The organism is Pseudidiomarina piscicola, from assembly GCF_902806985.1.
GTDB lineage: Bacteria > Pseudomonadota > Gammaproteobacteria > Enterobacterales > Alteromonadaceae > Pseudidiomarina > Pseudidiomarina piscicola.
The window spans coordinates 71356-97746 of the sequence record NZ_CADCXY010000004.1 but is presented as its reverse complement, the minus strand read 5'-3'; the positions used below and the strand labels follow the sequence as shown (position 1 = coordinate 97746).

At 45.3% G+C, this 26391-nt stretch carries 24 protein-coding genes and 1 pseudogene; 11 read left to right on the top strand and 14 right to left on the bottom strand.

The genetic code is table 11. The features are described from left to right. The first annotated feature begins 35 nt into the window (after window positions 1-35). Both PSI9734_RS08840 and PSI9734_RS12145 read left to right on the top strand, forming a co-directional pair. The gene (locus PSI9734_RS08840) at window positions 36-266 is read left to right on the top strand and encodes a helix-turn-helix transcriptional regulator (protein ID WP_173920757.1); all 231 of its coding nucleotides are present in this window, start codon (window positions 36-38) and stop codon (window positions 264-266) included. Between the two features lie 148 nt (window positions 267-414). Beyond that, on the top strand, window positions 415-969 hold the full coding sequence (locus tag PSI9734_RS12145; RefSeq protein ID WP_173920756.1) for a YagK/YfjJ domain-containing protein: 555 nt from the start codon (window positions 415-417) through the stop codon (window positions 967-969). Window positions 970-1330: 361 nt separating this feature from the next. On the opposite strand, the pseudogene PSI9734_RS08830 reads toward PSI9734_RS12145, so the two are convergent. The 9 genes and pseudogenes from PSI9734_RS08830 to PSI9734_RS08790 all read right to left on the bottom strand — a co-directional run. After that, window positions 1331-1525, bottom strand: a pseudogene (locus tag PSI9734_RS08830) (transposase); the annotation flags it as partial. A gap of 160 nt (window positions 1526-1685) precedes the next feature. Then, window positions 1686-2942, bottom strand: a complete 1257-nt coding sequence (locus PSI9734_RS08825; RefSeq protein ID WP_173920755.1) for a restriction endonuclease subunit S — start codon at window positions 2940-2942, stop codon at window positions 1686-1688. After that, window positions 2932-4569, bottom strand: a complete 1638-nt coding sequence (locus PSI9734_RS08820; protein WP_173920754.1) for an HsdM family class I SAM-dependent methyltransferase — start codon at window positions 4567-4569, stop codon at window positions 2932-2934. The genes PSI9734_RS08825 and PSI9734_RS08820 overlap by 11 nt, the downstream gene beginning before the upstream one ends. Before the next feature lie 57 nt (window positions 4570-4626). Next, complete coding sequence (locus PSI9734_RS08815) at window positions 4627-7758, bottom strand: type I restriction endonuclease subunit R (protein WP_173920753.1); 3132 nt, start codon at window positions 7756-7758, stop codon at window positions 4627-4629. A gap of 145 nt (window positions 7759-7903) precedes the next feature. Continuing rightward, complete coding sequence (locus PSI9734_RS08810; RefSeq protein WP_173920752.1) at window positions 7904-9229, bottom strand: McrC family protein; 1326 nt, start codon at window positions 9227-9229, stop codon at window positions 7904-7906. Beyond that, on the bottom strand, window positions 9229-11265 hold the full coding sequence (locus PSI9734_RS12040; RefSeq protein WP_246194862.1) for an McrB family protein: 2037 nt from the start codon (window positions 11263-11265) through the stop codon (window positions 9229-9231). The genes PSI9734_RS08810 and PSI9734_RS12040 overlap by 1 nt, the downstream gene beginning before the upstream one ends. Continuing rightward, a complete protein-coding gene (locus PSI9734_RS08800; protein WP_173920751.1) occupies window positions 11255-11809 on the bottom strand; it encodes a hypothetical protein in 555 nt (184 codons plus the stop codon). Before PSI9734_RS08800 ends, PSI9734_RS12040 begins: the two co-directional genes overlap by 11 nt. An 89-nt stretch (window positions 11810-11898) precedes the next feature. Then, the gene (locus PSI9734_RS08795; RefSeq protein ID WP_173920750.1) at window positions 11899-12492 is read right to left on the bottom strand and encodes a hypothetical protein; all 594 of its coding nucleotides are present in this window, start codon (window positions 12490-12492) and stop codon (window positions 11899-11901) included. Window positions 12493-12501: 9 nt separating this feature from the next. Continuing rightward, a complete protein-coding gene (locus PSI9734_RS08790) occupies window positions 12502-12687 on the bottom strand; it encodes a nucleoside triphosphate pyrophosphohydrolase family protein (protein ID WP_173920749.1) in 186 nt (61 codons plus the stop codon). Window positions 12688-12761: 74 nt separating this feature from the next. Here PSI9734_RS08790 and PSI9734_RS08785 point away from each other — a divergent pair, with 74 nt between their 5' ends. The 5 genes from PSI9734_RS08785 to PSI9734_RS08765 all read left to right on the top strand — a co-directional run bounded on the left by PSI9734_RS08785 (window position 12762) and on the right by PSI9734_RS08765 (window position 16896). Beyond that, complete coding sequence (locus PSI9734_RS08785) at window positions 12762-12998, top strand: helix-turn-helix domain-containing protein (RefSeq protein ID WP_173920748.1); 237 nt, start codon at window positions 12762-12764, stop codon at window positions 12996-12998. 96 nt (window positions 12999-13094) lie between these two features. Beyond that, window positions 13095-13808 (top strand): type I phosphoribosyltransferase, encoded by a 714-nt coding sequence (locus PSI9734_RS08780; protein ID WP_173920747.1) that lies wholly within the window; start codon window positions 13095-13097, stop codon window positions 13806-13808. Between the two features lie 457 nt (window positions 13809-14265). Further along, window positions 14266-14457, top strand: a complete 192-nt coding sequence (locus tag PSI9734_RS08775) for a site-specific integrase (RefSeq protein WP_173920746.1) — start codon at window positions 14266-14268, stop codon at window positions 14455-14457. 167 nt (window positions 14458-14624) lie between these two features. After that, entirely contained in the window at window positions 14625-16181 is a 1557-nt protein-coding gene (locus tag PSI9734_RS08770; protein WP_173920745.1) for a Fic family protein, read from the top strand. Between the two features lie 28 nt (window positions 16182-16209). After that, entirely contained in the window at window positions 16210-16896 is a 687-nt protein-coding gene (locus tag PSI9734_RS08765) for a hypothetical protein (protein WP_173920744.1), read from the top strand. Window positions 16897-16956: 60 nt separating this feature from the next. On the opposite strand, the gene PSI9734_RS08760 is transcribed toward PSI9734_RS08765, so the two are convergent. Then, entirely contained in the window at window positions 16957-17346 is a 390-nt protein-coding gene (locus PSI9734_RS08760; protein WP_246194860.1) for a hypothetical protein, read from the bottom strand. Between PSI9734_RS08760 and PSI9734_RS08755 the strand changes: the two genes are divergently transcribed. Continuing rightward, a complete protein-coding gene (locus PSI9734_RS08755) occupies window positions 17345-17641 on the top strand; it encodes a hypothetical protein (RefSeq protein ID WP_173920743.1) in 297 nt (98 codons plus the stop codon). The two genes, PSI9734_RS08760 and PSI9734_RS08755, sit on opposite strands and share 2 nt — an antisense overlap. A 91-nt stretch (window positions 17642-17732) precedes the next feature. Next, the gene (locus PSI9734_RS08750) at window positions 17733-18143 is read left to right on the top strand and encodes a nuclear transport factor 2 family protein (RefSeq protein ID WP_173920742.1); all 411 of its coding nucleotides are present in this window, start codon (window positions 17733-17735) and stop codon (window positions 18141-18143) included. Here PSI9734_RS08750 and PSI9734_RS08745 read toward each other — a convergent pair. The 4 genes from PSI9734_RS08745 to PSI9734_RS08730 all read right to left on the bottom strand — a co-directional run bounded on the left by PSI9734_RS08745 (window position 18109) and on the right by PSI9734_RS08730 (window position 22030). After that, on the bottom strand, window positions 18109-19212 hold the full coding sequence (locus tag PSI9734_RS08745; RefSeq protein WP_173920741.1) for a serine hydrolase domain-containing protein: 1104 nt from the start codon (window positions 19210-19212) through the stop codon (window positions 18109-18111). The genes PSI9734_RS08750 and PSI9734_RS08745 overlap by 35 nt on opposite strands. Next, window positions 19209-20327, bottom strand: coding sequence for a GGDEF domain-containing protein (locus tag PSI9734_RS08740; RefSeq protein ID WP_173920740.1), 1119 nt, complete (start codon window positions 20325-20327; stop codon window positions 19209-19211). Before PSI9734_RS08740 ends, PSI9734_RS08745 begins: the two co-directional genes overlap by 4 nt. A 90-nt stretch (window positions 20328-20417) precedes the next feature. Then, window positions 20418-21278, bottom strand: coding sequence for a putative RNA methyltransferase (locus PSI9734_RS08735; protein ID WP_173920739.1), 861 nt, complete (start codon window positions 21276-21278; stop codon window positions 20418-20420). A 14-nt stretch (window positions 21279-21292) separates the two neighbouring features. Beyond that, on the bottom strand, window positions 21293-22030 hold the full coding sequence (locus PSI9734_RS08730) for a DsbA family protein (protein WP_173920738.1): 738 nt from the start codon (window positions 22028-22030) through the stop codon (window positions 21293-21295). A gap of 197 nt (window positions 22031-22227) precedes the next feature. On the opposite strand from PSI9734_RS08730, the gene PSI9734_RS08725 reads away from it, so the two are divergent. Both PSI9734_RS08725 and PSI9734_RS08720 read left to right on the top strand, forming a co-directional pair. Further along, a complete protein-coding gene (locus PSI9734_RS08725; protein ID WP_173920737.1) occupies window positions 22228-24093 on the top strand; it encodes a DUF885 domain-containing protein in 1866 nt (621 codons plus the stop codon). A 158-nt stretch (window positions 24094-24251) separates the two neighbouring features. Further along, the gene (locus tag PSI9734_RS08720) at window positions 24252-26390 is read left to right on the top strand and encodes a TonB-dependent siderophore receptor (protein WP_246194878.1); all 2139 of its coding nucleotides are present in this window, start codon (window positions 24252-24254) and stop codon (window positions 26388-26390) included. The last annotated feature ends 1 nt before the right edge of the window (window position 26391 follow it).

Genomic DNA, 26391 nt, shown 5'->3' with positions numbered 1-26391 from the left:
GCTTCTGACATTCACAACCTGTTAGAGGCAACGACATGAAAATACAAACCACAACCTTCATACCTGTACAAAGAAAACCTAAAGATCGTTTAGTTCGTGAGCGGGAATGCAGAGCAATTACCGGGTTAGCCCGTCAACGACGCTGGGAACTTGAAAAACAAGGCAAGTTTCCTAAGCGTGTCTACCTCGGTAAGCGATCCGTTGCATGGCGCTTGAGCGATCTTGAAAAGTGGATTGAGGAAGTGTCCGAAAACGGACTGATTTGATGTACAGGTGTCTTTCTCGGACCGTTAAGAGCGTCAACCTAACTTTTTGAGCGTGCAATTATTTATACCTAGCCCAATCAACATGGCTCATGGAGGAGCAAAGTCCATGGGGAATTACTAGGTAATTAATAATATCTATGAGTATCTTATGGCTCACAATAAAAAGGTAACCTGGTTTCATCACAGAGGCATCGACTGGCAAGTCAATGCAAATGGTAGCGCGTTGGACTCTTTGATTTTGCGTAACGTCATCGAATTGCCAATGCAGATGCTAGACCATCATCGAAAGGTGTTCCTTCTTAGATTTGATGTATCTTGTTCCTCCTACCAGAGGGATAATCGACAGGTAAGTGCCCTAATTGAATGGCTAAAAACCAGGGTGCGGAAGAATCGCTATTCAAAACGAGTTGGAATATGTTGGGTAAGGGAGATGCATGATGCGCCCACACAACATTACCACGTGATCATTGTGCTGGATGGGAGCAAGGTTAAGCACCCACATCAACTGGCGACTTGGATCAAATCTTATTGGCAGTCCTACGGCAGGTATCATCAGCCTCGTTATTACAATTTGACTCGTGACAACGAAAGTGACCTTTTCGAGGCAATATGGCATTGTAGTTACTTAGCAAAAACCAAGGGGAAAAACGCGAGAGCCCCCAAAGTTAGACGGTTTAGTGCAACAATTAGCGAGTTGTATTGAGTCGTGCGACACATATTGTAGCGATACTGAGTGATTCTAATTAATTATGGATGGTCTCTCGCGTCTAGAAGGTAAACGGAGGTACCCAAAAAGATGTTTCACTAAGAATAGATGAAATTCTTCATAATCTGTAGATAGAAAAGGAAGGCAAAAACTTGCCTGTGTATAGTATGAAAGCCCCCACGTAACAGAACATTGAAAACAAGGGGAAAGTGTGCTAGCTGTAACAAACGTCATTCTTAGTTTATGATTCTCCTCCCAAGATGGGACGCTTCCAGGAGCAAAACATGAAAGATCAAAAACTTCAGACCCATACTCTTTGGTTTTGCGAAAGTGATCAGACCAGCGGGCTCCCTGAGGTCAATGATGCGGCTCTCGAACAAAGCTCGCGTAGGCGTTTAGCTTCGTTGACTTCCATACCAGCGTACTTACTGCGCCAGTTATAAAAAGTGCCGTTCGATATACCTAGGCGACGGCAAATGTCTTCAACCTTGGCACCGGCCTCATGCTCTTTGATGGCCTTGATGATTTGTTCTTCGCTGTAACGTTTTTTCATATTGAGATCTCCACTTGACCCATTTTAATGGAAATCTCATCGATGTCATGGTTCTATTCTTAGGGGAGACGTCAGCTTTTAGTTGCACCTTAAAGCATTTATGTGAAATGCCTTTGATGTTCCTTATCTCGATTTGGCTTATGGTCATCGTCCAATATCCTTATTTTATTGTTACTTGGCCGTTCATTAGCATGGGGAGTAGCCAATCGCGGAGCTTAACCAATTGTTTATTTTCCAATGACTTGAGCTTTATCTGTTCAAATAATGGGTAAGCTTTCTGATGATAGTCTTGTAATACTTGATCTGATGGTTTCAGAATTACGATTGCACTAAAGTCACCTTTATTCATATTTGAGAAAGTGTTACCAGTCTTAGCTTTTGCTCCCTCAAAGTACCCTTTAATAGCAAAATACAAATAATATTTACTGATCTTATTACTACAAACTACAGAGTTAATTTGCTGATTTGTTTGTGCTGGTGTGGTCACAAAACCAACTAAACCAGGGCTGGCTATACAGGTTACACAGATACTATCTTCTGGCAAAAATTTGTTTTTCTGGGTTGCCGCGCCACTGGCTGTAAGTGTTTCTTCGGTGGAAACGATATATGTATTCCCTCGAATATCACCAATTGTGATAAATGGCACATTACCGCCAAAATACTCAGGATTATCTTTCGAGGGTGTTTTCCCTGTAACAATATTGGGTTCAATTTCACCTATCGTTGAATCTTCCCACCCCTCCGGTATTTCGCGCTTTAGGGTTGGGTTGTAGACCATTGTGCCGCCAGAGCTTTTGTAGGGCTTGCCGTTGGCATCGGGGAAGCCAAACTGTACAAACCAGTAGTCGTACAAGGTTTTGGCCATCGCTTCCAGCTCGGCGTTGATACGGTTATTCACTCGTACTTTCGTATCTATCGCATCTAAAATAGCAACTATTTTTTCCTTAACTTCATCTTTCTTAGGGACGAGAATTGGAAGGTTCCTAAGTGCACCCAACGCTATATATGGTTGTGTTGAACCACTTTTCACTGCATCAAGATGGGCTTTGCCTATTGGTGATTTGAGATAGTAGTAGAGCCACTTGGCATTAACCTCAGAGCCAGCTTTAAATAAACCAACATTTTTTACGGCATAGTCTATTTCTTCATTGCTTTCAATAAAACAGAAACCACAATAAGCCCCGATCATGCTGATAATGACATCCCACTGATCAACCTTGCTTCTTTTGTTGATCTCATTGAAGTCATGTTCACTTATTAGGTAAGCAGTATCAAAATCGATCACGTCACCCTTTATATGCTTGGAGGTGATAAGTGGTTTCCCATACTCAGCTTGTTTTGGGGAGTCATGTGTTCCATCGGTGATTTTTGTACAATACTCATTACCAGGAACATATGTCCAAGAGCTACATAACATACTTCAACCCCGCCAACTGCTTTTTAATCTCCGTTTCTAATTCACGAGATTGACTAAACAGGCTATCTAAGTTGCTGGTAAAGCCTTGCATCTTTTCAGCAAACTGCTCTGGAGTAATATCCACATATTCAATTTTGACATCAAAGTACTGGCCTGCACTTAACGAGTAATTTTTGGCTTCGATGTCGCTGTAACTTACCGCAACAGAAAAATCTTCTACCGCTTGTTTACCATTAAATACATCAATAATCTTTTGTTCTTCACCGGCGGTTAATACGGTTTTTTGGTTTTTGCCGTCTTTGACCTTTTCACCCAAGTTTGAACCATCTACCAGCACCACATCGCCATCGTTGCTGGCATCGATAAACAGGATCGACACGTTAGTGCCGGTAGTCGCGAAAATATTGGATGGCATAGAAACTACACCAGCGAGCATCTTGTTTTTCACCAAATGCTCACGGATTTTTTTATCGATACCTGATTGTGCGGTAATAAAACCGGTGGGGACTACGACAGCCGCTTTGCCTCCAGGTTTAAGCGAAGTGATAATGTGTTGTAAAAATAGCGAATAGATTGCCATTTTGTCTTTGGCTTTCGCTGGCGCTTTGGGGATGCCAGCAAAAAAGCGCTCTTTGTTTTCCTTACTGTCTAGTTCATCCCTAAAATCGCTGAAGTCCAGCTTAAACGGCGGATTTGAAACGATATAGTCAAAGCGTTTCAGTTCCTTGCCATCTTTATGGTACGGGTGTTGAATAGTATTACCCTGGATAACATTCGGAATGGAGTGTACCAAGTTATTTAAGATTAGGTTTAAACGCAGCAAGTTGGAGGATTTTTGTGAAATATCCTGCGTGTAAATGCTACAGCGGTTTTCGCCAATCGCATGAGCCACGTTCATTAACAAAGTGCCGGAACCTGCGGATGGATCATAACAGCTGACATTGCGCACTGTGCCACGTTGATCTTTTGGAACTAGGATTTCGGCCATGATGCGTGCTACCGCATGTGGTGTAAAGTACTCGGCGTATTTACCGCCGGAATTACTGTTGTAGTCTTTGATCAGGTATTCAAAGATGGTGGCGTAGAAGTCAAATTTTTGGATGAAAATACGCTCAAAGCTGAACTCCACCAGTTTGTTGATGATTGCCCGGCAGAAGGCATCGCGTTTAGAGTCGTCTGCAATGTATTGGCTGATGCGGTCGAACAGCACCACTTTTGCACCGCCATCTGTTTTTACCGCGAATACATCGTTATTGGTAATAGCTATGTCGATTAGCGTGTCGTCAAAAAGTTTGGCAAAGTCAGGTGTGTTTTGTTGGCTAAACAGGTAGCTGATAAAATGTTGCGGTTTTAGCCGTGCTGTATCGCCGCCCATTTGCAGTTGCAGCATGTCGAGGTCGTCTTCTGACATGGCCGCGAGTGCATCTTCCCACTTATCGGCTGTGGCGATGTTGTCGTCCAGTTTTTTGGCTTCAAATGCAAATTTGTCGTTTAAAAACTTGTACAAAAAGGTTTGGGTAATGATTTTAAATTCGTTACCGTCGTTACCTAAACCATAGTTGGCGCAAATGCTTTTTAAGCTATCAATCAGAGTTTTGGTTTTTTGCTGAAATTCTAATTCAACCATTTAGTTTTTACTTCCTAATAAGTTTTACCGGCGTAGTTATCAATGACGAAGCAAATGTTACCAAGCTTGGCTGCCGGTATTAAATTCTTTTAAATATTCGGCGACGACCAAGTGATTGATATAACGTGAGGCATCGGAGTTGAGTTTAATCTTTTGCTCTTTCATAAAGCGTGCTATCACGAGCGGCATCATCTGGCGCTCGAAGTAGTTTTCGTTATCGAGCACTTGGCTGTTGTTGAGTACCTGTTCGTCAGCATCTTGCTTCACACCCGCGAGGGCTTCAAATATTTTACGCTCGGACTCGCTGATATCACATTGCCTCCGCTGACGTTCTTGAAGGCGTTTATGGATACGCGTGTATTTAGCATCGCCGAGGTATTTTTGCCTTAGCTGATTGTTTTCGCGGTTTAGCTCTTTGACGCGGTCGTGTATTTTATTCAGGGCATCAATATTGGCAACCATTTCCTCTTGGGTGACTTCACTTAAGTTTTTCTTCTTAAATAAGCGCTCTAGTTCTTCTTTTAAGGTTATAAACTTCGGGTCTTGTTGGTCAAAATTGCTAGCTAAGGCTTCGCGTGTTTGGCGCAGGGTGTTTTTAAGCTTGTCGGCAAGTACCAGTTCTTCTTCGCCAATTTTAACAAACTTGAAAATAATGTCTTCCAAGGCGCGGTTTAGCAGGGTACTGGTATCTTGGCCGCTTTCTAAATCATTTTTAAGGTTGAGTAAGTCTAGGTGGTTGCTGGTTTCACGGTAAAGTACATTGAGCTTGGCAAAATCCAGTTCATCCAGAAAGTCATAATCACCTTGCAAGCGGATCAAATTATACAGGCTGCGAGCATCGGCGAGGGCCTTTTTCAGCGCTAAAATGGTATCACGGTCTTGAATTTGGCTGATTTGGTTGCAAAACTCTTCCATGTTGTCGGTATTAAAACGAAACAGAACGTCTTTGATATGCTCAATTTCTTGTACGATCTCTTCCTGAGATTTAAATAGGTGTGAGTAATGCTCCATCTCATCGCCTAACTCCGACTGTAGCTCTTCAAAATAGGCTTTGTTCGTTGCATCAAACTCTTGTCGAATATCAGCGAAATCCACGACATAACCGTAGCGGAAATCTTTGTACGTGCGGTTTACCCGTGTAAGGGCTTGTAGCAAATTATGTTTGCGGATCACTCTACCTAGGTATAGCTTTTTCAGCCGCTTAGCATCAAAGCCTGTGAGAAGCATGTTATAGACAAACAGAAAGTCGATTTTACCTGCTTTAAAGTCCTCTACCCAATCTTTACGCTCTTCTTTGGTGCCTATGTCATGCAAAATCAGAGCCGCGTTTTTTACCTTTTGTGCTTGTTTAGCAGCGCCTCCATAGGTGATTGGCGGTGGTTCGGCAGCTTCTTGCAATACTGGTGTTTGGTCTCCAGACATTTGCGGTAAAATTGGTGATTGGGAATAAACCTCATTGAATATTTCGAACATCTGCTTTGCTTGGTCTGAACTATCACAGATGACCATCCCGCCAATGCTAGATTCGTTCAAAGCACCTCTGCTTTTTTCAAAGTCATTCACAATATAAGCTAGCATGGGCTCTACAAAGCTTGGGTGAGCGTATATTAATTTACGGTCCACATCTCCCATTTTGACTTCGGCTTCTTCAAGGGCTTTCTGTAGTTCGATTTTGTATTGTGTGCTGATTTCTTCGCGAATTAAGCGCAAAGTGTAACCATCGGCTATTGAAGCATTGTAATAGTACTTGTGAATGTAGTCGCCAAACAACGCACGCGAGTTGTAGTCATCACCCAATAATGGTGTACCAGTTAAGCCAATTTTGATGGCGTTTTTGTCTGATTGACTTAAATTCGCTAAAAAACTGCCTTTGGGATTGTAGCTGCGATGCACTTCGTCCAAAAAGTAGACGCGCTGTATTGCCACGTTGTAGTCATTGGTACTAACCACATCCGGATCATCTTTAAACTTTTGAATGTTCACCACGGTAATTTCTGGTTTACCAGAATGGTTATGGATCACCTGTGTAGCTTTAATATCACGTGTAAACGCATCACGTGAATTAATTATATGCACGGTTAGGCCTCGGCCAGTAAATTCCCGTTGTGCTTGTTGTAGAAGGTCTAACCGGTCAACGATAAAGTAAAACTTTGGAATTATCTGCTGTTTTTGGAAGTAGTCGGTTAAATAGCGAACACTATAAAAGGCTAAAGCGGTTTTACCACTACCTTGAGTGTGCCAGATTATGCCCTTTTTGATACCTTCGCTTAGTTTTTGTTCAATAGCTTTGGTTGCGAACAACTGCGGGTAGCGCATGATATGCTTTTGTAGCCCATCTGACTCTGATACATAGGCCAGTGCATAGCGCAAGATAAAAGCTAGGCGTTCACGGCTCAGTAAAGAGGTACAAATGCGGTTGGTTGGGCGCTCGGGTTGCTTGTTGGTTTGAAATTCTGGGTTACTGCGGATCACTTCCAGATTATTGTCTTTTAAAACTTTAAGTTCATCTTCATCCGGCAAAGGTTTAAGCAGCGCGGTTAAGTTTAATACTTCTTCTTCGCGGAAATAGTTAAAAACAGGCTTATTATATGAGCTACTGGCGTAGAAGGCACCTTGTACTGGTTCAGGGTCGCCGTCGTCGTACTCCATGTTATTGGAGAAAATCATAAACTGGGTGATGTTAGCAAAACGCTTGAATTTAGGGTTCTGAAAGCGTTTGTTGATGCGGTCACGCTCGGCCAGAATACCTTCGCGGTTATTGGGCTTTTTCACCTCAATAAACACCAGCGGCATTCCGTTAATCAACACAGTGATATCTGGGCGGAACTCTTCATCACCATTCTGACAAGTCAGCTCGGTGACAACATGAAAACTGTTATTGTTGAAGTTTTCTAAATCGATCAGTTTGGTGTTTGATCGTTCAGACAAGCGCTCAAAAAAAGCACGGCCAAGGTCTTCGTTATCAAGCAGCAGTTTGACATCGTCGAATAAACGGCCTACTTCGGCATCTTCAATACCGGGGTTAATTTTTCCAATAGCCGCTTTGAATAAATCCGGGAAGATATTGGTATCTAAGTCCCAGGTTTGACCCTTGAGTGATAGATACCGATAGCCTAAGCGCATCAGGTGCAGTATTGCTGGTATTTTGACCCGGCTATCTTCGTTGAATTTATTCGTACTGAAGGTCATGACATTCCTTGTGTTCGCTTTTATTCGGAGCCTGCTCAAGTAGCAGTTCGCTTAGTTGTTAACACTATCTTTTGTTACTGTTAATTAATCTATCACTTTGAGTCTGTATCACAACATATTCGAATTGAAGTCAGACACTTCTGTTTCAACGTGCTGAGCGTCTCGAGGTATGTGCCTCTTCACTGAGTTCGTTATTCAGGAGTTTTCGATACACTTCAGTTGTGGATGCTAATGAGTCCTTAGTTAGGCAGAAGCTGGATACGGATAAAGTTAAAGTCTGACTAAAATGAAATAGCTCAATATTTTTAGAGGCTTGAAACTTGTCCCAGGCAGGGTAGACCAGCATTAAATGACCCGAGCATCCTAGTAGCTGATTTCCATACGCCAACATCTGGTAAAAGTCCCGTTCACTCAGCCCGTAAGTTGAACCACCATCGTATACATCAAGTAGCTTCCACTTGGTATCCAGGATCCAGCGCTTGTCACCAATGACAACCTCTATATCCGGTATTAACTTAAACACTCCTTTGCCCTTATGTTGGCAAAGGTACTCGGTAGCAAGCTGGGTTCTGACAGTGCCCTTGCTGCCGATGGCTCGTCGAAGCTGTTCAGCAACATAGTTCTCAAACAGCTTTTCCATTGGGAAGAGCATGCTTATGCCGCGCCAGCCACCAGAGACAGAAAGTGGAACATGTTGGTTGAGGATAAACTCACACCAAGGCTTAATTGGTCGGTAATGCGTCAACAAGCGGTCTGTTGACCAAGATTTGAAATCAGCCCTAGGGTCCGACGATTCGGGCAATTGTAGGAGTTGTGAGAGCATCTCGTGAGCTAACCGCCAGTTGTCGTTGTCTTGAGTGGCTGAGCACACAGCAACAAGCGCAGATTTGATAAGACGGTTCTCTGGTCTATCCGGTAAAAACAAGTCATGGCGAATATTGAATACATGCGCTTTTCCGGGTGGCTGGCGCAGTTGTTTTGCGATATCCATTTGGCCGCGCAAGAAGCGTGCTTCTTCCTCTCGAACTTGGTAATCGAACTGCAGACCTCGCTTTAGTAAAACTTCCAGCTCACTCAAAAAATAAGTAATAAGCCACTCGCGAATCGGCATTTCAAATCGCTCAACATCGGCAAAGTCTGCCTCGCGCACTGAAAGTTGCATTGAGGTTTTGATTAGCCGTTTTAGCAAAGCGCGAGCTTCGGCCGCGGAAGTTTGTTCTGTTGTGTGCTTCGGTAGCACCTCAATCACCGTTCCACAGGGTGACTCAAGCACGCCGACGTAATTATCCAAACGAAGAAGCTTCTGACTATCAAGCTCAAATAACGGTAGGCCATTGCGCCGAAATTGCTGCCCAAGTTCAACGAGCCAACGAAATGCCGACTCGCTAATATGTGCGCGATCGAGTGTGTTCACCACTACCGGTGCAGTGGTCAAATAGGCATATTCGCGAACAACAACCGTCGACGTCATTACTCAGCACTACCCATTTCATAAATCTGTTTGTAAGATGCGGCCTGTTCAAAAGCAGACTCATTCAATCGCCACCGGTCACGCGAGTTTAGCTGCACATCGCCGGGGAACAGCTCATCAAAATTAATCGCATCATCTTTCACGATAAATGCATGGTCGTTCGACTTGCTTTGATCATTCAATATCCAACGGATACGCTGCCAATCTTCAAAGAAGTATTCTTGAAGCAGCGGAATGATCTTCTGCTGAAAAATTTCGGCGAGGTCATGTAACACAACATCTGATTTGTCTTTCAAATGAATAAAATAGGCATGGCCAATACAGTGGTCTTTATCCAGTAGTGCCGTAATTCGGCGATTGATAACGTCGAGCATCTCTTCAACATCAATGCCGTCAACGCTAACCCCTTTGAGTTCTTCAGGAAGGGGCGGCATTTCAATGAAATCGAAGCGACGACGCAAGGCCAAATCGAGCCCTGCAAGTGAACGGTCGGCAGTGTTCATTGTACCGATGATGTATAAGTTATCAGGCACCGAGAACCGGTCGCCAGTCAGTGGAAGTGTTACCTCTAGCGCTTCTGTTGCACCAGAGCGCTTAGATGGTTCGATTAGTGTGATCAGCTCACCAAAAATCCGTGAGATATTACCGCGATTGATCTCGTCGATGATGAGCACGTAATTCTGGCGCTCAACCTTTTTGTTGTTTAGCTTAGAACCAATTTCTTTTAATCGACGCACGAGCGATTCGTAATATGGCTGCAAGCCGCCTTTGATTTCTCGTTCGCCGTTAAAGACAGCTTCTAATGTGGTGGCTGAAAGCGTATGAACCGATTGACCTTGGCTTTTATCAAAACGAATGGTGTTGGCATCAACTTCTGTAACGGTGAAGTTGCTACGGCGCGTTGTGATGCTGATACCTTTATTACTGTCTTCTAATTCGGTTAAAAAAGCCTCCCAACACTCATCAAATGAGGTTGCAGCATTTTTAATCTCGCTAACTTGGTATTCCTTCGCCGCTTTAACAATTTGTCGGAAGATGCCTAGCCTCTTTTCATAGACCAAGTTTCCGTTATCAGTATGTGCGGTAAGCCCCTCCACAAAATCTTCGTAGCTAAAGCTTTGGTGAAAAGTGACAAACCGAATACGCCCTTGGTGGATAAGCTCTTGGTACCTAGTTCTTAGTTTATCTCGGTTGGACCAAGTGAAATTCGGCTCTGCAGCTCGCACAGCGCGTTCAATAGTTGTGAACGTTTTACCGGTGCCAGGGGGGCCGAATAGGATTTGGTTAAGCGGTTGAGATACTTTTGTGATGGCGTTGTCGGTCATTGTGTTCTCCTCAACCGAGCTATCTTCATCAAACCAATAACTCGCTAATTTATCAGATATTTTATTTGGAATACTGATACCAGAACTTTGGGGGCTCCAGCTAAAATTAATGCCGGTTTCTTGGGCTAGTTGATTAAGTTGATTTAAGACCTGTTGACCAGCTTCAGGGGGGTTCCGCACGGCTACTGGTTTGAACTTTATATATTTTTTAGTTTTGGTTTCATCACCCCAATCTTTGTCTTCAAAAGACTCCTGAGTCACGATACCAGCTGCAATAATTCCCCTTGGCTCAACACCTACTTGCATGAGGTATACACGATCACCCACTTGTGGTTTGGTGCTATTGCAACTCCACTGTTGTTCGTTCCCTAGCTCTACACCCGAATTGCCGCCAACGTGATATTTCTCAGGATTCCATGTGAGTAGGTAGCTGTTGCTATTGGCAAAGTATCTTTTCAACAATCGCAAAGCAGATATGACGGTGTTGTTACCTTGCGCTCCAAATTCTTCAAATTCATGACCCGGTTCAAACTTTTGAACAAAGTTATCGACTTCTTCGCTTTGAGAAGACCACAAATCAAAACCTGCATGGTGTGCGGCTCTATTTACAGCTGAGACATACTGGCTAACCGTATTATTTGAATATGCCTCGCCATTGGATTTCCGCTCATTGCGGAGAAAGGTTTTGAATCCATTTGAGCTATAAGTCATTTGATTCCCTTCCATCATGAGTTGTTATAGTCTTACTAGCTGGCGCAATGAGCGACCAGTTATCTTCATATCTACCAAGTTCTTTGAGAGTGAGAATTGCTTGTTTGGAGTTGCCACCGTTAGGACGACGGTAGTCATGACGCTTAATAAAGGCAATAAAACGCTCGACAGCCAGCTCCTGAATATCAGATTCACGGCATATAAAATAGCGGGCATTCTCAATCTGGCCATGGGGTAGATTAACCATGATCCAAAGCATGTTCGGGTGCTCGAGGTGGATTAACTCGCCAAAAAAATATTTGCCAGTTGAATCAATAGTGGTCTCAATCCAACGGTCAATTTGCGAGTGCACAAGGGTGTTAGCAGTACTGCATTTTACTTGAATAGGAAACGATGAAAGTGTTTTGCTATCGACCGCAGTCAAGTCAAAACCAGGTACATTACCGGCATAAGGCGATGCATAATATCCAAGTGTGCCGAGTTTGGCCGCAACTAAGTTTTCACCGATTTGTCCTATTAGTTTATTGTGAACGCCGCTACCCATAACAGTCCCTTCGTTACTGAGAGTGCTTACCATCTCCGATCGCTAACATGAAATCAATAAAATAAGGTTGATTCGACGAGTTCTGTAATTCACCGATAACATCGGTACACGTTGGTTGCACTAACCATTACCGAGGTAACTAGGCAAAAAGCACCCCATAGGGCCCAGTAATCGCTGAGAAGGAGTATCGAATGAATCAGGAAGCCGGTAAATAAAAGAGTAAAAATGGATAGAGATATGGCAACGATGTGCTTGTGGCTTGGGGCGATACCGACAGCTGTAAAAATTAGGGCTATACCCAAAACGACATGCTCTGAAGTTACTAAGTAAAATCGGGTCCAAAAAGAGAAGTTTGAATAACCTTCAGAGGTGAGCCCAAAGCCTATCACTAAAATCGCGAGACGACTTGCTAGATAGGCTACCACCAACGCTGCTGGTAACATGATTATCCAGCGAAGAACTGTCAACCACGCAACGTTTGGTTGCTTATTTTTGTTGTTGTCACTGGTTACAGTTGATTCGACTTCAGCGTCTTGCTCAAACTGTTTTAACCATTCCTCGTTTTGGCGAATCGATTCTTCGTGAAGCCATTGGTTATATTCGTGCATGACATTAACCGGCAGTTCCTCGTCGTCATACAACCCTTCTTCCTCAGGGACGAATAAGTAGTTCTCGCGAACCATCTCCCAGGCTTAGTGCGCCTGAAAGCCCTCACTCATCAAACTTTGCATTTCAGCCCACGTTTGTTCGACCGCATAATGAAGCGCATCTTCCAACTGATTCGATGCACTTAGTTCGTTAAATAGCGTAGGTTGAAATTCTTGCCAGTGCTGGCGCGCCTTTTCTTTCCAAACCTTTGGCTCATAGCCGTAGCTCATAACTTATCCGTCCTTGCTTAACATTGTTTGTACCTGAATTGGGTACAAGGTCACTTGTACCTAAGAATGGGACAATGCACAAGACACTTCATAGTCCACAACATCAGCGCTTAGTTGCCTGGCTCAAAAAAGCTAGATGCGACCAAGGACTAACTATGCGCGATCTGGCAGCCAAGCTGGGAGTCCCTCACTCCTTTGTGGGCAAGGTCGAGCAGTGCGAGCGGCGATTAGACTTGATAGAGTTTATTGAGTATTGTGAAGCATTAGATTTAGACCCCGCGAATGGGGTTCGAATCGTTAGGAAGCGTTAGTGAATTGAACACTTGAGAGGGTTCGAATCCCTCCCTTAACCACTTCAAGGACTTCCACCAGGTTATCGTGAACGCAAACTGTTAAAAGGAATTAGCGTGGGTATAGATGTTTCAAGAGATAAGTTTGTGACTTTAAATGAAGATCATCAGTTACGTCTTGTAACATGCCCTGACAGAAATCCTGCATTGAAGAAGTATCCTAACCTTTTAACTTACAGCGTATACCGACGAACAAAAGATGGTGATAAAGAGAGGGACGGTAATCCGTTTATATATGCGCTAAAGAAAACCAAAGGTTTTCGGATCCGCAGTCGAGAACTAGTGCGATTTAATCCAAGTTTCGACGCCATTCTTGATAAAATCATGGAGAGAGTTCCGTGCGGCGGTTTAGTAACGGTGCCATCCTCCTATCCTGTAGCAGAAATTTTAGCTCGTCGAATATCTAGGAAAAACGGCGCAGAAATATTCAATAGCATCTTCAAAAAAGCGACCGTTGGGGAAGTTATCGCGGGATTTGATCAAGCTGCAGTCAAAAGGCAGCATCGAGCAGAGGTAAAGTCGCAACTAGCGACATTTGCCAAGCTTGATCCGAATGAATTGGTAACCCTCAAGGAAATGAGGAATAAAATACGTCCTTATTTTAACCCATTGTCGTTAAATACCGATCTGCTAGAGTGCTTACCAGCTGAAAACTTATTGTTGGTCGATGATTTGCTGTCCACCGGCACAACTATTTCGAATGCGGCGAAACTGTTAAAAGCTAGTGGGTTTAATGTCGCTGGAGCTGTTTGCTTGCTAAGTGCTTTATAATGCTAGTTGCTTGAATGTTTTACTCGAAACGGCTATTATGTGTGCAAGACCAAGTTTACGCCCCTTCGGTCTATAAAAATGAGGCAAGTCGAAAGACTTGTGGGTCCGTGCAAGCACCTACTGCGGTCAACTCGTAAGGAGTAGAAAGCAGTTTGAGAATGGCAGCGGCTTCTCCTTCCAGCTAAGCTGGTCGTAAGAAAAGAACTTAGGGAGCCTTTGGGCTCCCTTTCTTTTTTATATTCCTCTCAAAACACAGCTTTTTGTCGAAGCAGTATTGGTGACAAAAGTGGTGACTACATAAGCCATCTTTCCGTTAATAGTTATGCATATCATACAGGTATGGTCGTTAAATATATTCAGATCCAGAACATTGAGTAAATTTCTCTGCCCTATCTGATATTTTCCTGATGCTTCCAAAGCCCTTTTAAATAAAGGGCATTGTTGTTTCTGGATCTTCTTGGTTTTTCCGTTTCGTAGCCAAGTATCTGCTTTAGGTTTCAGCGGCGCCGTTGGCGAACGGGCTATAAACCATAGCCTGAAAGGCGTAGAAGGTATTTATGACCGGTATGATTACTATGAGGAGCGACGGCAGGCGCATCAACAGGTTGCTGATGTGATTGAGCCGATGGTTTGGTACGACTTGAGGTAACTAAAACTCGAAATTCAAAAAGTAAATCTCGATTTGTAAGTTAAAAACCTATTTTGTAATTAAAACATCTAAAATGTAATGATTTCTCTGATAAACCAGCTATCATATACGTATACATAAACGTTGACTAAAAATAAGACCTTTTTGGCGAGAAGTAAAGGACTGCTATGAAACCAGTTGGATATGCTTACCTCAATCTGCATTACGATCTACGTCTACCGAAGCTCGGTGTGGAGGTTTATCAGGATCCAAACGCGGAAAAGGAACAGTTGATCCAATATGGTGGTAGCAAGCGCAAGGTAATTCCTGGCCATCTAAAGTACGATGACAACCCCTACTGGCAGATGCATGCGGCAATAAAAAACCAAGGCATCAGGCTACATTTCTTTGCGGCAGTTTATAAAAAAATTAATGTGACTGAATTTACTGCGTTTATTTTAGATAAACCGACAAGTCAATATAACCGAGTCCTCTGGTTTCTGTACGAATGGTTAACTGGGCGGAAGCTTGATATCCCGGACTTAAAGTCGTCGAATTATATAAAACTGTTTGAGGACGAGTTCTACTACACCCTAGGAAATGGGCAGAAAGACAAACGAACGCGGGTTATTAACAACGCGTTAGGTACACCCGAATTTTGTCCAACGATCCGAAAAACAGCTGATATAAGTCAACTTGATGAGGCTGACGTTTATAAAACTGCATTTGCGAAAATGCAGCGCATCGGAGAGCAGTTATCAGTTGATGTGATTGGACGATCAGTTAATTACCTTTATACAAAAGAAACAAAGTCATCGACGGAGATAGAGAGAGAAAAGCCAAACCGACAGCGAATGCAAAGATTCCTAAATGCCATAAAAAATGTTGGCTTATATGAGTTGAATAAGCATTCGCTTATCAACGTTCAGAATCAAATTGTGGATGAGAGATTTAAATCGGTCGATTACCGTGAATCGGAGATTTATGTCGGTACAACGATTCAACGGTTTGGGAATCGAGACGAGGATGTTCATTACGTTGGAGCTAAACAAGAACACGTAGCAAGTATGATGAATGGTCTATTTAAGCTACATGAAAACTTGATGATCGATGGCTCAGTTCCCCCATTATTCCATGCAACTTTGATATCTTTCGGTGAAGTTTATATTCACCCATTTGACGATGGAAATGGTCGCATTCATCGCTATCTGATTCATGACGTCATGAAGCATCGAGAACCAGTGCATAAGTTTATTATTCCGATATCTGCTGCGATCCTAAAAAACCAACAAAAATACGACCGGGTTCTTGAAACCATTTCGATACCAATAATGGCGATGTTGGATTACGAATTCGACCATTCCAATAAAATCGTAATCAATAATGATATTGATTACATGTATCGCTTTCCGGACTACACCGAGCATGTAAAGTTTGTATATGAAATGATGGATACGGCCATCTCCGATGATTTACTAAAGGAAGTATGCTTACTTACCGTGTTCGATCGCTTGAAAAAATTTATCAATGAAAATGCGGACTTGCCGAACACTAAAATCGATATGGTTTTGTCGATTATTATTCAAAACGGTGGTGAAGTTCCGAATCGCAAACGTAAGCAATTAGAAGCTCTAGTAGATGGTCCGATTCTCAAAGAACTGGAGCAGCTGGCGATCCACCTAATCGAAGAAATTAAGGATAAATTTGAAATTGATGTTGTTGCGGTGATGAACGAAGAGATTTAAATGCTAATAAACAGGACAGCAAAATGCAATGAAACTCAGATTCAGTATCTCAAATCAACTCACCAAGCTATGTAAACTGGACTTCCCCCGGCTTACTGATGCGAACGGCGAGAATCCTGGTGTACAGCCAGTGGTAACAAACAGCGTGCAATGTGGCTGGCAATTTCATGTCGTGCGCGATGAGCTTTGCTGGTTGGTGTTTGCGATGGAATCTTATAGCCGCTATAGCATTGTCATGCCCTACGTATTAAAGCCGGACTGGAATGAAATTGCGCGGGATTTTGATGCGTTATGGTTAGAGCATATGTTGGCTTGGTTTCGTATGGGCGGTTTTGTGCGAACAGATGCACAAATTGCCGAAGTCGTGCGGCAATTTAACACGAAGCCGGTAGCAGAATGCCATCGCAACTTAGATATGAGCATTAACGGCCATTTAGCCGATGCAAAGCTTTGGCTAGAAGCTTATAAACGAGATGTTAAGCCACGTCTATTCGATAGCGAACACGCCTGGCACTTTTGTGAAATGCTTAATCAGGAAACAAAACGAGTGAACAAACAACGCCGTAAAAGTGCTGAGTTTGTGCCTTTTGAACGATTCTTGTACGACAACCTGTATCGTTATGCGAAAGGGCTCTGCGACGGAGCCACTCCGGGTGCCAAAGAAGGTGATTTTCCAAACCCGCATAAACAAGAGCCGGACTTGCGGTTGGTGTGATGTATCGCAACTTGGCTCTGGATCAAGCCCTACCAAGCCTCGTTGAACTATCGCTTGCAGCTACTCCTTAAACTCGGTGGTTTCAGACCGAGCTTGGCCATCAGCGGAGCGGGTAAACCGCTTATCGGTTTTCTCGGTGTGTTCCATCAACAGTATGGTCAGATAAATTTTCGTCGGTAACGACAAAATAATACCAACGGCACTCATCGCTGCCCCGGCAATGAAGCCTTGGTGCCCAATGTCATCGTTGGCGAAGGTTATCGCTAATACAATGTGGCCGCAGATCAACAGAGTGACCCCTAGAATCATGGCTGTTTTAAGCAATTTTACTAAGCTTGCATCTGTCATTGTTTGATCGCTATCGCCAAAGGTGTTTCCAACAACTAAAACATAACACAGCAACCACGTTGAGGCACTCACTGAGAGCTTACCCCCTAAGGATACAGTCATGCGCAAAACCGACAAAAAAATAGAACGGGACATCATTCGTGAGTTGACCGCCGTGTGTGAACAGGCGAAATCTATCTGTAGCGGCTTTGAATGGCTCACGCACTCCGTCGACTATACGAAGTTTCCGGAAAGTTTGAGAGTGACGTTGGTGTTTAATGAAGTGGTTAGCGAAACAGTGATGTTAGCGGAGTTCAAGGCGCTTATCCCTAAAGTGCAGTTTGCGCTCGAACCTATTGTTGGCAGCGAGTTACCTGCGGCACAGATTGAAGCTCGTCGTGAGCATCGTCTGAATTAATAATACGCTGGCGCCACTACTGGACTTCTGTGCATTTCATAATTCATGATACTCGAGTAGACTCAAAGCCACTGATAAAAGGACACAACCCATGCGCTATGTATTATTACTACTGATGACGCTCGCTTCCGCATCGGTGCAAGCGAGCCCAGAACCGATAAAGCAGGTAGAAGCCTTTATGGCGGCGTTTAATGCGCATGACAGTGAACGCATGGCAGACTATGTGACCGATGACGTGCAATGGTTGTCGGTGAACGGCGCTGAAATAGCCGTTGAAACGAGCGGTAAACAGGCGCTGCTAGAGGCGATGAAGGGCTATTTTGAGTCCTGTTCGTCGTGCCAAAGCAGACTCATAAAGCTATCTGCATCAGGCTCGCGCGTCAGCACCATTGAAGAAGCGAGTTGGCTGCGAAATGGTCAACGTCGCGCTCAACAAAGCATCGCTATTTATGAATTCAGCAACCACCTTATTCGCCGCGTATACTACTTTCCGGCCGATTAGCGACAATAGCGGCAATACGATCATAAACAATGCTCGAAATGGCGGTGGCTTTGCCGCCGACAACCGATGCCACGCCCCAGGTATCACCGCCGGTGGTATTCACAAATTGTACGATCACCGTATCACTTGCTTCATAGTACTTAGCAATACTGTGATAGCCAGGCAGCCAGCCTTTATGGTGGTAAGGGTAAAGTGAAGTATAAATAGCTTGTTCTTGGTCGTTGAGTAGACTGCCGTCGTTTAGTGCGCGCACAAAGCGCCCGACATCCTCTATCGTGGCAATCATCGAGCCTCCGGGAATAACGTGGTCAAGTGACTTAAGGTCGTCTTCGTAGTGGTACCAATAACCGCTTACCACCTGCTCGCTGTCTACTTGACCAAATAAGCTGTAAGTGTCGGTAAGGCCTAGTGGTAACAATATCTGTTGTTGAATGTAGTGTTGGTGACGATAGCCCAAAACCTTATCTAAAATGCGGCCGATCAGTAGATAATTCGTATTGGAATAACTATTGCGCGCGTCGGGTTCAAAATCAGCAGGCAAGTCGAGGACTAACCTAAGTGCTTCTACGCTAGAAGCTTTCGGTGTAAACCAGTCCCAGCCTTCGGTGTCGGTAAAGTTAGGAATGCCGCTGCGATGCTGCACCATCATGCGCAAGCTAATGGCATCGGCATGCTCAATACGGTCCGCCAGTTCGGGTAGGTAGTCAGCCAGAGACTGGTCGAGGGATATCACTCCGCCATGAGCCAGTTTGGCAACGGCAGTGGCGATATAGAGCTTACTGATACTTGCGATCTTAAATAGTGCCTGCGGGTCAGCGGGTTGTTGTAGGGCTTTATTCTTCCAGCCTGCGGCGTAGAACTCGGGTGCTTGACCGGCTTTATCAATAGCCACAATGATGCCATCAAGGCCTTGTTCTACCGCTTCGTCCACCTGTTCTTGCACCGTGTCGGGTACCGGGGCAAGCCAGTACGGCAGCAAATCAATAGGTGCGATAGCAAGGGTAACTATAAGTGCCACTATCGGCATGATAATTCTAAGCCGTCGAGTGACACGGTTGGTCTTTTTCATTTGGCTAATTCAGCTTTAGCAGCATAGAGTAGGATGTCCGCTTTGTGCATCAGTTCGTGCAGCGACGCGGCGTTGTTCGAGGTGCAATAGCCGAGGCTGAAAGTGAGTGGTTCGCCAATCAGTGTTTGGGTTTCGGCTGCAAAGTTATCACGCAGTGTTTGTAGGATTTGTTGATGGCTGCTAGCGGTCGACTGGGGCAGCAACAAACCAAATTCTTCCCCGCCTAAACGACCAACAATGCCATGATGCTTTTCTTGTTTGTTGCGCAGTAGCTTTCCAAAACAACGCAGAGCTTGGTCGCCAGCGGCATGGCCGAAGCGATCATTGACCGATTTGAACTTATCGATATCGAGAAAATAAAGGCTGAAGGATGCACCAGATTTAAGTTTCTCTTTGGTGAGCTTCTCGAAGCATTGACGATTATAGATTGCCGTCAAATAATCAACGTCCGCACGTTGGCGCAACTTTTGATCCGAGCGCTCTTTTAAAAAGCCAATAAACCCAATGCCGTTGCCAAGAGCAAAAATAAAGGTTGCAAACATAAAGGCCTGATTCATAAACAGCCGTTGCGTAATGTAGAAGTCTGGATTCGTGGCGGCCACTGGTGCGCGTACGATGCAAAACAGTAGCATCATGCTATTCACGGTGAGTAGCACTCGTGCAAAAGCACTTCCCGGGTGTTGTCGATAAAGCTGATACAGTGCATAAGCGCTGGTGCCAATTGGCAACAGCAACAACACAGAGGAAGTGACGATCATGATGTTATTGAGGTTGTCGCCGCTGGTATAGTGCATCCAAGTGAACACCGCACAGGTGGTGACAATGCCAATGGCCCAGAACCGCCCTCTGAGTTTTGTTCCAGCGAGCTGGATGTAGGCTCTTGCTTCGGCCCAACAGCCAATAAAAATAAGAAGGTTTGCAATGAGTCGCATATCGGCGAGGGCGTGATACAACGAGGCGGCGAAAATAAAATACGACACAGCTTTAATCAACTGAGCTTGGGCAAACGGCTTACACGCGGCGTGAGATTCGGGATTACTTACCTGCTGCCAGCTGTACAGGGCAAAGGTCAGGTTTGTCAGCCCGGTAAGTACAATAATCGTGATAATATCCATGCCGTCTATCAGTATCCCAAAAACACAACATTGCGCTAATACGTTTTAGTGGAAGCTATACTAAAGGTATTTAACAGTAATGAAAACAACCTAACCTTGCTGTAGATGTGACGAGCGCAGGCTAAACTCTCGCAGCCTAAACTCTCGCAGCCAGACGTCCACGGTCACGGTCAAGTTGTTCAAGGCTTCAGCGCGGTCGCGGCCGGCACTGCTGGCACGATATAAATGTGGTGTCATTACCAGTAAATTGCTGATTGCTGCAGGGGTTGGCAAATGCACACTAAAGGTCACCCGCCGTTCAGACTCAAGGCGCCATTGCTCGGTTGATACTGGCAAGCGTTCAGGTTTGTTTTTTACCTCGGCGTAAATCACTTGTTTAAGCTCGGCTAAGTGCTCCGAAGCCGGGTCAACCATCAGCAATCGCCCGTCAGGTTTGAGTACCCGCCGAAACTCGCTGTCTACCGGAAAGCCAAACACACAAAGCAAGGTATCGATACTACCTTCAGCCACCGGTATCTGGCTATTTGAAGCGACCATATAGGTGCTCTGCTTGTCGCGCTTGGCGGCTGCAAGCACGGCCCATTTGGAAATATCTAACGCAGCCACCTTAAGCTCGTTGGTGGTCGCGTTTTCAAGCACATGGCGCAGGTAGTAGCCCTCGCCGCAACCGGCGTCGAGAAGATTTTGCTGCCCTTTGTTTAATACCAGTTCAGAAATCGCTTCGGCCAACGGTTGGTAGTACCCCTGGGCGAGAAAGGTCGCGCGTGCCTGTACCATGCTCTTACTGTCACCAGGGTCTTTGGAACGCTTGTTCTGTACGGGTAGCAGATTCACGTACCCCTGTTTGGCGACATCAAAGCTATGGCCACTGGCACAGTGCCAAGTGTTTTCTGACAGCGTTAACGGCTCACCGTCAAGCGGGCAGCAGAGCTGCGTAAACGGGCGTATCATAGGTTGCTCACCGGTTAAAAGAACTCCGCTTTAATCACAGCTTCAAGCTCGTCGTGCTCAATAAAGCCAGGAATCCATTGATCGCCCACCATAATGGTTGGCGTACCACGAAAGCCGAGGTCGCGAAAAGCACTCAAGTTTTTATCAACAACGTTATTTGCGCCAATGGTCGCTTTGAGATCACCCATCGTTTGTGTGCGCCGAGCGATCGAGCGCAACGAGTCTGCGTTATGCATACTTGAACGGTCCATTAACATGGTATGTACGTCGAAGTACTTATCAGGTGAACTTGCCCACACGTTCAGGCCATAAAGAATCGAGTTACCGCTAATACCTGCCACTCGTTGCTGGCGCAGTGGCAACAGCACGTTGATAAACTTAATGGACGGATAATCGGCAATGATCTTCTCAATGCTTGGCTCTAATTTTTTGCAATAGGGGCAGTTGTAATCGGTAAACACGACGATTGAATGCTCCGCATCCGGATCGCCAATGACCGGGTGCTCACCACTTTCATACAGCCATGCCTGGTAGCGTTCAAAGATTTGCTGCTGGGCTTTTTGTTGCTGCATAAAATTCTCAAGGCTCGTACGGATGTTACTTATCATCTGCGGGTTATCACGCAGCAGTCGCTCGATAGCCTGTAGATCTTGTTCTTGGCTTTCAGTAATGGTTTGCGCATTAGCAGCTTGCGACAGCATCAAGAGCATCGCCACGAAAATAAGTTTAATCGAGTTTATTGTTTTCAGCATTTTACATCCTAAGTTACATCTGAGTCGCTAAGCGCCTTTTGCCAGTTTGTAGTAGCGCAGCATTATCCAACACAACGGCAATTCCAATGGTAACAAGACTTGCCGCTATTTGCCGTATCAATTGAGCCTGTTACCGCGCTAATTTGACATCCCCTCGCACAACGGATATCAAAGATAAAAACTACAGGAGAGAAAACATGTTCGAATATAAAAAACTCGCACTCGCCGTTTCGCTAGTGTTACTAACGGGCGCCTGCTCAGAAGCCCCCAAAGAAACTGCGACGACCGCCGCTGAAACGACGCAAACTGCGCCCGAAGCAAGTACGCAGGAAACCGAGCAAACAGAATCACAAAAAGCCAATAAGCTTTTTGAAGATATCTTCATGGCCACGGTGATGCGCAGCCCTATGTATCAGTCATATTTGGGCATTAAAAAAGACCAAGACAAATGGGACGATATCTCGGACGAGCGTGCTGCTGAAGATCTCGCCTTCCAAAAAGCGCAGCTTGAAAAAGTGATGGCCATTGATGAAACGAAACTCAATGAGCAAACGCGTCTTAGCTGGATGCTAATGAAGCAGAAGCTTGAGCAAGACATTGCGGACTACCAATGGCGTCACTATAACTACCCCGTGAATCAAATGTTTGGCATGCATTCAAGTGTTGCCTCGTTGCTGATCAACCAACATGGCGTAAAAGAAGTTGCCGACGCCGAGGCCTACATTGCACGTTTGAATGGCTTACCTGAGTTGTTTGACCAACTTGCTGAGAATTTACGTATTCGTGCCGAAAAAGGCATCATTGCACCGAAGTTCGTTTATCCGTACGTGATCAGCGATAGCCAGAATATTGTCTCAGGCGCGCCTTTTGACGATGGTGAACCAAGTGCCTTATGGGCCGACTTCACCGGTAAAGTTGATAACCTCGATATTGATGAAAGTCAGTACAACGAGTTGGTCAGTGCCGCCGAAAAAGCCCTTGTGGAATCGGTTAAGCCGGCGTATGAGAACTTGATTAGCGCTGTCAAAGAAATTGAAGAACAAGCCACGACCAAAGACGGCGCATGGAAATTCCCTGACGGCGAAGCGTTCTACAACAACGCATTGCAACGCACGACCACCACCGACTTAACGGCTGAAGAAATTCACCAAATTGGTTTAAGCGAAGTTGAGCGTATTCACGACGAAATGCGTGTGATCATGCAGAAAGTGGGCTTCGATGGCACGCTGCAAGAATTCTTCGTACACATGCGCAACAATCAAGACTTTATCTACCCAGATACCGAAGCCGGACGTGAGCAGTATTTAGCCGAAGCAAAAGCCTTGATCGATACCATGCGCGGACGCTTAGATGAGCTGTTTATCACGAAGCCAAAAGCCGACATGATTGTGAAAGCGGTCGAACCTTTCCGTGAAAAATCTGCGGGTAAAGCGTTCTATCAACAACCTTCAATGGACGGTACGCGTCCAGGTATTTACTACGCAAACTTGTATGACATGGCGTCAATGCCAACCTATCAAATGGAAGCACTGGCCTACCATGAAGGTATTCCGGGCCACCACATGCAAATTGCGATTCAGCAAGAACTGGAAGATATTCCATCGTTCCGTAAGTTTGGTCGCTACACGGCTTACTCTGAAGGTTGGGGGCTTTACACCGAGAAGTTACCGAAAGAAATTGGCTTCTATGAAGACCCTTACTCAGACTTCGGGCGTTTGGCCATGGAGTTATGGCGCGCGGTTCGCTTAGTGGTCGACACCGGTATTCATGATAAGAAATGGACTCGTGAAGAAGGCATCGATTTCTACGTTACCAACACGCCAAATGCTGAAGCCGATGCACGAAAAATGGTTGAGCGCCATATCGTGATGCCCGGCCAGGCAACTGCGTATAAGATCGGTATGAACAAGATCTTAGAATTACGTGAAAAAGCCAAAGCCGAACTTGGTGACGCCTTTGATATCCGAGAGTTCCACGATGTTGTGTTAGCGAATGGCCCGGTACCTTTGAATGTACTTGAGCAGTTCGTCAACGATTACATTAGTGAAACGAAAAGCAACTAATTCACTGTTGTAGTTCTCGCTAAAACGCAGGTCTTAGGGCCTGCGTTTTTTTATGGCCGACAAATAAATCTATGCATTAATGCTATTGCGAATCGTTATCATTTAGATTAAGATCGCCGCTCATTTTTTGTGAGCAAGAGGATTTTGTTGTGAAGTTGATGTCGCCAGTCGCTATAGCCGTAAGTATTGCCCTCGCCCCAGCCGCGTTTGCCGCCGAGCTACAAACCACCGAAGCCATGGAGCGATTAGAAATTCGTGGTGAACAACAAAGCGGTTATTTAGCCAACGAACAGCAGTCCGCATCAAAACTCGACTTAAGCGTGAAGGAAACACCCCAGACGGTGACGGTGATCACCGCCGAAAAGCTTAAAGACTTTGCCCTGAATGACCTCAATAGCGCCCTTGAAAGCTCTGCCACTATTAACGTTGAGCAAGTTGAAAGCGACCGTACTTACTACACCTCACGCGGTTTCGCGGTGAACAACTTCCAAGTTGATGGTTTAGGTTTGCCATTGATCAATGACAATACCCATGGCCGGGTTGACGCGGCACTGTACGAGCGCATTGAAATTGTGCATGGCGCCAATGGTGTGATGACCGGTATCGGCAGCCCTTCAGCAACGGTTAACTTAGTACGCAAACGCCCTACTGGCGAAACCAAAGGCTACGTAAGCGCCACGGCCGGCTCGTGGGACACCTTTCGTATTGAAGGCGACTTCTCTGCGGTCATCAATGATGCCTTCCGTGTTCGAACGGTAGTGGTGGCCGACGATCGCGAGTCTTACCTCGATCGCTACGCGAACCAAAGCCAAGTATTTTATGCCGTCGCCGACTATGCTCCGAATAGCGAAACCTTAGTGACCGTTGGACACAGCGAAAGCACTAGCAAAACTGAGGGCAACCTTTGGGGCGCGTTAACGCTCTATTACGGTGATGGTAGCCCGACCAACTTTGATAGCAGCACCAATATCGCCGCAGACTGGTCGCAGTGGGATGTGCAAGAAAGCCGTACCTTCGTTGATATCGAAACTGCGTTAAGTGATTATTGGAACTTGCGTGTGGCGTACAACCGTGTACGCACCGATGAAGACAGCTATTTGTTTTATACCTACTTAGCGGACCCGGCAGCCGGGCTTGATCCTGAAACAGGGTTGGGGCTGATTGGTTATGGCAGTGAATACGACCTCGACGACAAACAAGATACGCTTGATGCCTATGTCAGCGGAAGTTTCCGTGCTTGGGGTGAAGAGCACCAACTGGTAGTAGGGGCGAGCTATGCGCGTTTAGACTATACCGATACCAGCCTGTACGACTTTCACACGGGAAATGGCTTCCCAGCCTTGCCAGCTCTTGAAGATTGGAATGGCGCGACCCCCTTCCCAGAATTTACTGATGGCTTGGCAGGGAGCGCTATCGATAACACCCAACGTTCGGTGTACATGCAAACTCGTTTGTCGCTCACGGAAGATCTTAAGTTTTTGGCCGGTGGTCGTTACACCAACTTTGAAACCGAAGGTTTCGGCTATGGCGTTGATAACTCGCGCGACGAAAGCAAGTTCGTACCTTATTTCGGTGTCACCTATGCCATGACTGAGCAAGTGACCGCCTATGCTTCTTACACTGAAACTTTCATGGCGCAGAACTTGCGAGATGAAAACTTTGAACGCTTACCCGCACTAACCGGCAAAAACAGCGAAATTGGCTTTAAGGCCGACCTTTTTAACGGCGGTGCGTTGCTCTCAGCAGCCTACTTTGATGTGCAGCAGGAAAACCTTGGGGTCGGTGCTGGCGAGGTAATGAACCCAGAAACAAATGTTCCAGAGCCTATTTACCGAGCCGTTGATGGCATTGAAAGTAAGGGCTTTGAAGTAGAGCTGTCGGGAGAAATTCTACCCGGCCTTCAAGGCAACGTGGCGTTAACCTCGTTTAGTATCGACGGTGACGCGTTGGTGGAGGACTATACCCCTGAGAACCTATTCCGTAGCTCGTTAACCTATCGGCCAGCGAGTATGGACCAGTTAAAGCTGGGGGCCACCTACATTTGGCAAGACAAAATCTCGCGCGTACAGGGCACCGTTGGTGACACCTATGCCAACGCTGGTGACATCATAGTGACCACGCAAGATGCTTATGGTCGGCTTAACCTGATGGCCAGTTACCAGTTAACGAAAGCGCTGCAATTAAGCGTTAATGTAAACAACGCAACCGACGAAAAGTACCTCAATAGCTTGCTGTGGGCCCAAGGTTATTATGGCGCAGAACGTAGTTATTCGGCGAATGTCAGCTACGCATTTTAAG